This window comes from Pseudoalteromonas sp. NFXS39 (assembly GCF_040148775.1).
Taxonomy (GTDB): domain Bacteria; phylum Pseudomonadota; class Gammaproteobacteria; order Enterobacterales; family Alteromonadaceae; genus Pseudoalteromonas; species Pseudoalteromonas apostichopi.
On record NZ_JAGDEC010000015.1, the window covers coordinates 23,432 to 32,787 of the forward strand.

8 protein-coding genes are annotated in these 9,356 nt (G+C 42.3%); all 8 read left to right on the plus strand.

Annotated elements, in window-relative coordinates; all coding sequences use genetic code 11:
• Positions 1-142: 142 nt before the first annotated feature.
• The 8 genes from cysG to J3455_RS19380 all read left to right on the plus strand — a co-directional run bounded on the left by cysG (position 143) and on the right by J3455_RS19380 (position 8,834).
• Positions 143-1,564 (plus strand): siroheme synthase CysG, encoded by a 1,422-nt coding sequence (gene cysG, locus J3455_RS19345; protein WP_130049906.1) that lies wholly within the window; start codon positions 143-145, stop codon positions 1,562-1,564.
• Positions 1,565-1,599: 35 nt separating this feature from the next.
• Positions 1,600-2,499 carry a sulfate adenylyltransferase subunit CysD gene (gene cysD / locus J3455_RS19350; protein ID WP_105173930.1) on the plus strand — a complete coding sequence of 300 codons (900 nt, stop codon included), beginning with the start codon at positions 1,600-1,602 and terminating at the stop codon, positions 2,497-2,499.
• On the plus strand, positions 2,499-3,923 hold the full coding sequence (gene cysN, locus J3455_RS19355) for a sulfate adenylyltransferase subunit CysN (RefSeq protein WP_130049907.1): 1,425 nt from the start codon (positions 2,499-2,501) through the stop codon (positions 3,921-3,923). Before cysD ends, cysN begins: the two co-directional genes overlap by 1 nt.
• Before the next feature lie 32 nt (positions 3,924-3,955).
• Positions 3,956-5,683 (plus strand): SLC13 family permease, encoded by a 1,728-nt coding sequence (locus J3455_RS19360; RefSeq protein WP_130049908.1) that lies wholly within the window; start codon positions 3,956-3,958, stop codon positions 5,681-5,683.
• A 14-nt stretch (positions 5,684-5,697) separates the two neighbouring features.
• Entirely contained in the window at positions 5,698-6,294 is a 597-nt protein-coding gene (cysC, locus tag J3455_RS19365; protein WP_130049909.1) for an adenylyl-sulfate kinase, read from the plus strand.
• A gap of 3 nt (positions 6,295-6,297) precedes the next feature.
• On the plus strand, positions 6,298-7,068 hold the full coding sequence (gene cysQ / locus J3455_RS19370; RefSeq protein WP_130049910.1) for a 3'(2'),5'-bisphosphate nucleotidase CysQ: 771 nt from the start codon (positions 6,298-6,300) through the stop codon (positions 7,066-7,068).
• A gap of 157 nt (positions 7,069-7,225) precedes the next feature.
• Positions 7,226-7,417: a hypothetical protein gene (locus J3455_RS19375; RefSeq protein ID WP_055022144.1), complete on the plus strand. Its 192-nt coding sequence runs from the start codon at positions 7,226-7,228 to the stop codon at positions 7,415-7,417.
• A gap of 154 nt (positions 7,418-7,571) precedes the next feature.
• Positions 7,572-8,834 carry an aromatic amino acid transport family protein gene (locus J3455_RS19380; RefSeq protein ID WP_250661552.1) on the plus strand — a complete coding sequence of 421 codons (1,263 nt, stop codon included), beginning with the start codon at positions 7,572-7,574 and terminating at the stop codon, positions 8,832-8,834.
• Positions 8,835-9,356: the final 522 nt, after the last annotated feature.

The window sequence follows — 9,356 nt, forward strand, 5'->3', positions numbered from 1 at the left end:
GTCTTAAGCCAAAACAAACCACCTGGTATAACTTTTAGTTATATAAACTTGGTTTTAATTATTTTTTACTTTTTTTAGAGCACTATATTCTGCTTGCCTGCAATAAGCAGTTTCGTTGATGTGTTTTAGGGGTGAGAACAAAGTGCAATATTTACCAATCTTTACCAAATTAGACGACAAACCAGTACTGGTAGTCGGCGGTGGAGATGTCGCGTTACGCAAATGCCGTGCGTTTTTAAAAGCACGTGCCAATGTGACACTAGTCGCCCCTGAGTTTTGCGATGAGCTGCTCGCTCTTGCTAAGCAAGGTGAAGTAAACCTGATTTCTGATACTTTTAAAGAGCAGTATCTGGATCAGCAAATGCTGGTAATCGCCGCAACTGATATAGACAGTGTTAACAAAGATGTTTTCGAACTTGCGAATGCGCGCAATATTTTCGTTAACGTGGTGGATGACCAACCTAAGTGCAGCTTTATTTTTCCATCAATTGTTGACCGTGATCCAATCACAATTGCGATTTCAAGTGCAGGCACAGCACCAGTTTTAGCACGTCGTTTACGTGAAAAACTAGAAACACTTATTCCACAACATATTGGTCCTCTCGCTACATTAGTAGGTAGCTTCCGTAATAAAGTAAAACAGCGCTTTAAACACTTTGCTGATCGTCGCCAGTTTTGGGAGGGCGTATTTGATTCATCAGTGGTAAGCAAAGTACAAGCGGGTAATACCGAAGCTGCTTCAGCGCAATTAGAGCAACTATTAGATGCTAAGCCAGAGCCTGAAGGCGAAGTATATGTTGTTGGTGCAGGCCCAGGTGACCCAGAGTTATTAACACTAAAAGCACTGCAATTAATGCAACAAGCCGACGTCGTTGTTTATGACTACTTGGTTTCTGATGAAATTATGGATTTAGTACGCCGTGATGCCGACTTAGTTTGCGTAGGTAAACGTTTAGGCGATCATAGTGTTGCACAAGAAGATACTAATCAGATGCTGGTCGATTTTGCCAAACAAGGCAAAAAAGTATGCCGTATTAAAGGTGGCGACCCGTTTATTTATGGTCGTGGTGGTGAGGAAGTGCAAGTGCTAGCCGCTAATCAAGTACGTTACCAAATTGTACCGGGTATTACTGCTGCTGCAGGTTGTAGTGCATATGCTGGTATTCCACTTACCCACAGAGATCATGCGCAAGCCATTCAGTTTGTAACAGGTCACTGTAAAAAAGATGGTCAAGAATTAGATTGGCAGTCACTCGCAAAGCCAAATCAGACATTAGCAATTTATATGGGAGTGATTAAATCACCGCATATTCAAGCACAATTATTGAAACACGGCCGCGGTGCAGACACCCCCGTTGCCATAATCGAAAACGGCACACGTAAAGAACAACGAGTGGTTACAGGGCAATTAGGTGAGCTGGCCGATTTGATTTCGCGCCATAGCATTATTTCACCAGCCTTATTAATTATTGGCGAAGTTGCATCATTGCACCATCAGCTTGCATGGTTTGGTAAAACCGAGCAAACCAGCAGCTTTGCCCAGCCAATCACTGGCGTAGCTTAATTTAACTTTTAATCATTTTAGTAGGACGACTAACAATGGCTTTAACACACCTTCAGCAATTAGAAGCTGAAAGTATCAAAATCATGCGCGAAGTAGCTGCTGAGTTTGAAAACCCGGTGATGCTTTACTCAATCGGTAAAGATTCATCAGTGTTATTACACTTAGCACGTAAAGCGTTTTATCCAGCAAAAATTCCATTTCCACTTTTACACGTTGATACCAACTGGAAATTTAAGGAAATGATTGAGTTTCGTGACCGTCTAGCTAAAGAGTATGGTTTTGATTTAATCGTCCACAAAAACCCTGAAGGGTTAGAGATTGATATTAATCCGTTTGTACACGGCTCAGCAAAGCACACCGATATCATGAAAACGCAAGGCTTAAAGCAAGCGTTAGACAAATACGGCTTCGATGCTGCATTTGGTGGTGCACGTCGTGACGAAGAGAAATCTCGTGCTAAAGAACGTGTTTACTCATTCCGTGATAAGCACCACAGATGGGATCCAAAAAACCAACGTCCAGAGCTTTGGAATACGTACAACAGCCAAGTTAACCCGGGTGAAAGCATTCGTGTATTTCCATTATCTAACTGGACTGAACTTGATATTTGGCAGTATATCTACCAAGAAAACATTGAAATGGTTCCACTTTACCTTGCTAAAGAACGCCCTGTTGTAGAGCGTAACGGCACGCTAATCATGGTTGATGACGAGCGCATGCCATTGGAAGAAGGTGAAGTACCACAAATGAAATCTGTCCGTTTTCGTACCCTTGGTTGTTACCCGCTAACAGGTGCAGTGGAATCAACGGCAGGAACCTTAACTGAAATTATTGAAGAGATGCTGCTTTCAACCTCTTCTGAGCGTGAAGGCCGCGTGATTGATCACGACTCTGCGGGTTCAATGGAAAAGAAAAAACGTGAGGGCTATTTCTAATGTCTAAAACAAACGACACAATTAATGAAGTAAGAGAGTTAGGCATCGACGCCTACCTTGCGCGTCAGCAAGACAAAAGCCTTTTACGCATGCTTACCTGTGGTAGTGTAGATGACGGTAAGTCGACCCTGATTGGCCGCCTTTTACATGACAGCCATCAAATTTATGAAGACCAACTTGCTGCACTACATAAAGACAATGAAAAAGTCGGTAATGCGGGTGAAGAGCTTGATTTAGCACTACTTGTAGATGGACTTCAAGCTGAGCGTGAGCAAGGTATTACGATTGACGTTGCTTATCGTTACTTTTCAACAGCAAAACGTAAGTTCATCATTGCTGATACGCCAGGACATGAGCAGTACACGCGCAACATGGTTACCGGCGCATCAACCAGCGATGTGGCGATTATCTTAGTCGACGCTCGTTACGGTGTACAAGTGCAGACTAAACGTCATAGCTTTATCTGCGATTCGCTCGGCATTAAGCAGTTTGTTGTTGCAATCAACAAGATGGATATCGTCGATTTCGATGAAACCGTGTATGAGAAAATCAAAGCGGATTATCTAAAATTTGCAGAGCAGCTAAATGTTACTAATATCAAGTTTGTACCTATGTCAGCGCTCAAGGGTGACAACGTAGTAACACGCTCTCTACACACACCTTACTACACAGATAAACCACTGCTTGAGTTACTTGAAGACTCACCAGCGGCTGAAATTGATAGCGGTTTTGAAGCACGTCTTCCTGTGCAATATGTTGTGCGCCCTAACTTAGATTTTCGTGGCTTCCAAGGCACTTTAACGTCTGGCAAGTTCAGTGTTGGTGATGCAGTAAAAGTTTTACCATCTGGTAAAAGCTCAAGCATTAAAGAAATTGTGACTTTCGATGGTAACCTAGATACGGCTGAAGCAGGTCAAGCAATCACTTTAACGTTAAATGATGAAATTGATATCAGTCGTGGTGATGTTATTGTGCCAGCAGCTTCAAAAGCGGCTGTTACTAACCGTATTCAAGCTAAATTAGTATGGATGCATGAAGCACCGTTAGTATTAGGTAAAAGCTACAACTTTAAGTTAGGCAGCAAAAACACCTCAGCAGTGGTTAGAAAGATCGATCACACCATTGATGTAAATACCCTTGAGCATGGTCAAGCTGACTCATTACAACTTAACGAAATTGCTATTGTAACCTTAGAGCTTACTGAAACAATTTTGGCCGATGAGTACCACAACAACCATGAAACAGGTGCGTTTATTTTAATTGATCGCCTATCAAACTTAACCGTTGCGGCAGGTATGATTGAGCAATTACTTAGCACTGAAGAGCAGCAAAGTAGCTTTAGCGACTTTGAAGTTGAATTTAATGCTTTAGTACGCAAGCACTTCCCTCATTGGCAAGCGCTTGATATAACTAAGCTTAAATAATCATTATTCGCCTGTTATAGGAAGTAAAAAGCATGTATCAACAGCTGGTATTAACAGGCATTATGCTGGTATTAGTGGGGTGTCTTTTTGGCACTCGACTAAAACCAGCATGGTTATTTGTCGGTGCTATTGGTATTAGTTATTTAGCAGGGCTGATCAGTCTTGAAGATATGCTAATTAACTATGCAAACCCTTCTTTAATTACGCTTATTCTACTTGTACTCGTTTCGATAGCTGTAGAAAAAACCACGCTAGTGCAAAAGCTTGCTCAGTCTCTTTCGAAAGGCAGCCTGACAAGTTCGGTGACAAAACTAGGTTTATCAACTGCCTTTTTATCATCATTTACTAATAATACTGCGGTAGTGGCATCACTGATTAGTGCAATAAAAGAAAGCCCGACCCATTCACCGTCTAAGCTTTTATTACCTTTATCGTATACCGCCATTTTAGGTGGCACAATTACACTGATTGGCACTTCAACCAATTTAATTGTTAATGGCTTTGCCGTTGAAGCAGGAATGGAGCCCCTTGGTTTTTTTGATTTTACCTTGATTGGTTTAGGCGCATTGAGCGTCGGACTTATCACTATTTTGGTGATGCTCAAGTATTTACCAGATAACGGTAAAAACGACCAAGAAGTGGTGCCCTTTTACCTTGAAGGTAAAGTAGAAACAGGTTCGAAATTAATTGGTAAAAGTGTTGAAGAGAATGGCCTTCGTGAATTAAAAGACTTGTTCTTAGCCGAAATAATCCGTGGTGATAAACGAATTTGCGCGGTTACACCAAAACAAGTTATCAAAGAAGGTGACGTACTGCTGTTTGTAGGTGACATAAAGTCAGTGCCTCTGCTTACCCAATTTGATGGCTTAAAAGTTGTGCACGACAAACATGAGAAAGACGTTGAGCACCTAGTTGAAGTTGTTGTTAGCCATTCTTCAAAATACATTGGTAAAACAATTAAAGAAGTTCGCTTTCGTGAGCAGTTCCATGCAGCCGTTATTGCTATTCGTCGCGGCCATGACCGTTTACAAGGCGGCTTAGGTAAAGTTCAATTGCAAGCGGGTGACTCATTGATCCTTGCGCCTGGCAAAGAGTTTTACTCGCTACCCAATTTAAAGCGCGAGTTTGTTTATATTTCAGGTCTTGATTTACAAACCCATTTAAAACCTAAGCAATCAAATATTGTGTTAGCGAGTTTTGCAACCGTATTGGGGTTAAGTATTATTGGCCTTGTTCCCTTAGTGAAAGGCCTACTCGTTCTTCTTATCGGTTTAATGCTAACGGGCACAATCAAGCTAAGTGAAGTAAAACGTCGTTTTCCGATTGAGTTACTCGCAGTAGTGGGTAGTGCTATTGGCCTTGCCAAACTCATGATAGGCACAGGGCTTGCCGGTGAAATTTCATCAGCCATGTTATACGTTTTAGGTGACTTTGGGCCCTACGGGGCATTTATCGCAATATTTTTAATGACGGTTTTGTTTACCGAACTCATTACCAACAATGCCGCTGCTGCGCTTTCGTTTCCGGTAGCGTATGCACTAGCCGTTGGTTTTGATGTATCACCGTTGCCTTTTATTATGGCTGTCGCATTTGGTGCATCGGCTAGCTTCATTTCGCCATTTGGTTATCAAACTAACTTGATGGTTTACAGCGCGGGAAACTACCGCCTTAAAGATTATATTGCCATGGGCTTACCTTTATCGATTATATACTCGATTACGGTTTTAACACTCATACCACTGGTATTCCCATTTCAATAACGAGAGTAAAGACAATGGATGAAAATATCGTTTGGCATAATTACGCCATTAGCAAATCACAGCGTAGTGAGCAAAAAAAGCATAAGCCAACCATTCTATGGTTCACTGGTTTTTCAGGCTCAGGTAAAAGCACTGTTGCAAACGCACTAGAAAGCGCATTAAACCAATTAGGCGTTCACACCTACCTACTCGATGGCGACAATGTGCGTCATGGCTTGTGTAAAGATCTTGGCTTTACTGATGAAGACCGCGTTGAAAACATTCGTCGCGTAGGCGAAACCGCAAAGTTGATGGTCGATGCCGGTCTTGTGGTATTGACCGCATTTATTTCGCCGTTCCAAAGCGAACGCGATATGGTAAGAAACTTAGTAGAGGATGGTGAGTTTATTGAGGTATTTTTAGATACCCCGCTTGAAGTGTGTGAAACCCGCGACCCTAAAGGGCTTTATAAAAAAGCCCGTGCAGGTGAAATTAAGCACTTCACCGGTATAGACTCAGACTACCAAATCCCTGCATCGCCAGAAATTAAAATCGATACCAGCAAAAACACCCTAGACCAATCGGTGCAAGAACTGGTAGCGTATTTAAAACAACAGCAAATTATAGGTTAAGTCATGAATCAAACGGAACTGCTAGAAGAAATATTACTCCTCGCACGCCAAGCAGGTAGTGCAATAATGGGGATTTACGAAAAGGACTTTAATGTTGAGTACAAAGCTGATGAAAGCCCAGTTACCGACGCCGACCTAGCAGCTCACAAAGTGATTGTGAATGGCTTACAACACCTCACCCCTGATGTACCAATTCTAAGCGAAGAAAGCGCTGATATTAGCTGGGATATCCGTCAAACTTGGCAACGCTACTGGTTAGTAGACCCAATTGATGGCACCAAAGAGTTCATTAAAAAGAATGGCGAGTTCACCGTGAATATTGCCTTGATTGAAAAAGGTAAACCAGTATTGGCAGTTGTCGATGCACCGGCATTAGGTGTGTCGTATATTGCTGCTGAAGCAATTGGTGCCTTTAAAGATAAAGGTGATGAGCGTATCGAACTTAAGGTAACCCGTAAGCCAAATAAAGGGCTGATCCGTGTTGTCGGAAGCCGCTCGCACCCTTCTCCTGATTTAGCAGAATTCGTAAAACAGTTTGAAGATGTAGAAATGGTTTCAAAAGGCAGCTCGTTAAAACTTTGTCTTGTTGCCGAAGGTAGTGCTGATATATACCCACGCCTTGGCCCAACCTGTGAGTGGGATACGGGAGCAGGTCATGCGATTGCCGAAATAGCCGGCGCAACGGTTAGCAAACTCGATGGCAGCCCACTACTGTATAACAGTAAAGAAGAGTATCTGAATCCGTTTTTTGTCGTATCAGCATTACAGAACTAAAAAGATTTCCGTTAAATATCGTAGGCTGGGTAGAGCGCAGCGAAACCCAGCATTGAGCCATAAACTTTAATATTCCCTACTTTATAGGCACTTCTATCTAGCCAATAAGTCCTTGTTCCTATAGTATTTTGCTATCTTATCTATTAAAGGAATAACCATGACGACTGTTGAAAAAGCAATTGAAGCCGGCTATGAGGCACAAATTAGCGCACTTTATAAAGCGCTTTCACAAGGGGTGCTTGCCGCTAATGGCGATGAAAGCGAAATCACAGCAGCTGAGGCACGTTTTAAGAAAGGTTTAGCATTCGCCGCAGACATTAAAGCTCGCGCACTTGCAGCAGCAGAATAAATACCACAACTGGGCTTTTCTAAATGAGCTCAGTTCTCTTCCTTTGTAAGTCTCTCCTTACAGCATAGTTATCTAAACACAACGCTAAAACATGCATTCTTAGTCGCTTTTCTATATGCTGCGCGACAATTATTATTCTAATAGTGGAGTGCTAATGAACACACATCAAGATGCTATGTCGTATGATGCATCGACAACAAGTAGTAACTCAAAATGGAATCTTCATGACACCCAATGGGTGTTAAGTTTATTTGGCACCGCAGTCGGTGCTGGGATTTTATTCTTACCAATTAATATCGGCATCGGCGGATTTTGGCCATTGATTATCATGGCATGCCTTGCTTTTCCGATGACCTACTTAGCCCACAGAGGCTTAGCCCGATTTGTTTTATCATCAAAAAAGCCTGAAGCTGACTTTACTGATGTAGTAGAAGAGCACTTTGGCATAAATGCCGGGCGCTTGATCTCTTTACTGTATTTTCTCTCTATCTTCCCTATCTTACTTATTTATGGTGTTGGCCTAACAAATACCGTTGATAGCTTTATCGTTAATCAGTTAGGCATGGAGTCGCCACCACGCGTGTTGTTATCTGGCGTACTCGTTGGCGGTATGATCAGCTTAATGCTGGGTGGCGAAGCATTGATGTTACGTGCTTTTTCGATACTTGTTTATCCACTTGTCGCTATTTTGTTTTTCTTATCGATTTATTTAATCCCAAGCTGGCAAATGCCAGATGTATCTGTACCTGAGTTTTCGGGCTTCATGAAAACACTTTGGTTATCAATACCTATCATTGTATTTTCATTTAGCCATGCAGCTGCAATATCAAGCTTTGTGCATGTACAGCGTGCTCACTACGGCAACAATGCTAAAATGAAGTCAGAAGCAATTCTGAAGCGTACCAGCCTACTATTAATTGTGTTTGTTTTACTGTTTGTATTCTCGTGTGTGCTGTCACTATCTACTGAACAAATGGTACAAGCAAAAGCTGATAACGTGTCTATCTTGTCATTCCTTGCCAATATCACTGATAACTCATTTATTGCGACCTTAGGACCATTAGTTGCCTTTATTGCGATTACGTCTTCATTCTTAGGTCACTTCTTAGGTGCCCGTGAAAGCTTCAACGGTCTTGTTAGTAAGCAAGCACATATGAACCCTAAACTCGTTGATAAGATTGGCACTGTTATCATGTTCTTCGCTATTTGGTATTGCTCAGTGATCAACCCAAGTATTTTAGACATGATGGATCAGTTATCAGGCCCAATCATTGCCATGATCCTTTTCATCATGCCAATGATTGCCGTGTATAAGGTACCTAGCTTACACAAATACAGAAACCGCTTGAGCACACTGTTCGTATTAACAGTTGGCTCTCTTGCTGTATTTGCGCTTATTTACAGCATGATTCAATAGTCAACAACTGCTTATACATTAAGAAGCCCAGCAGGGAAGCCTGCTGGGCTTTTTTAGTTCGCGAGTTTCGAGAGTAAAGTTAAAAAGGGTAACGTTTTAAGGTCTGGTAGATTGGGTAGAGCGAAGTGAAACCCAACACAGAGCTATCAGCTTTCAGCGTTCAGCCGCTCGGTGGAGGTGTTTTGGTCAGAGTCCCCCCTAAGCAATAAGATCCCGCCGGAGGCACTAAGAATTGCTAGGTTCTAGGTTCTAGGTTCTAGGAAGAGTGTATTTGTAGGAATGGCTTTAGCCATGAATGTGTTAGTTATGGGCTGAACTCGGCATTGACGTGCCTCCTACAGGGTTTTGTTGCTGAGGGAATCTCTGTACTATACAACCCCACATTTCAACTGACGTCTGACGGCTGAAAGCTGACAGCTCCAGACGCAAAAAAGCCCGACTCTTTCGAATCGGGCTTTCTTTAATTTGGAGCCTGGCAATGTCCTACTTTCACATGGCAAATGCCACACTATCATCGGCGCT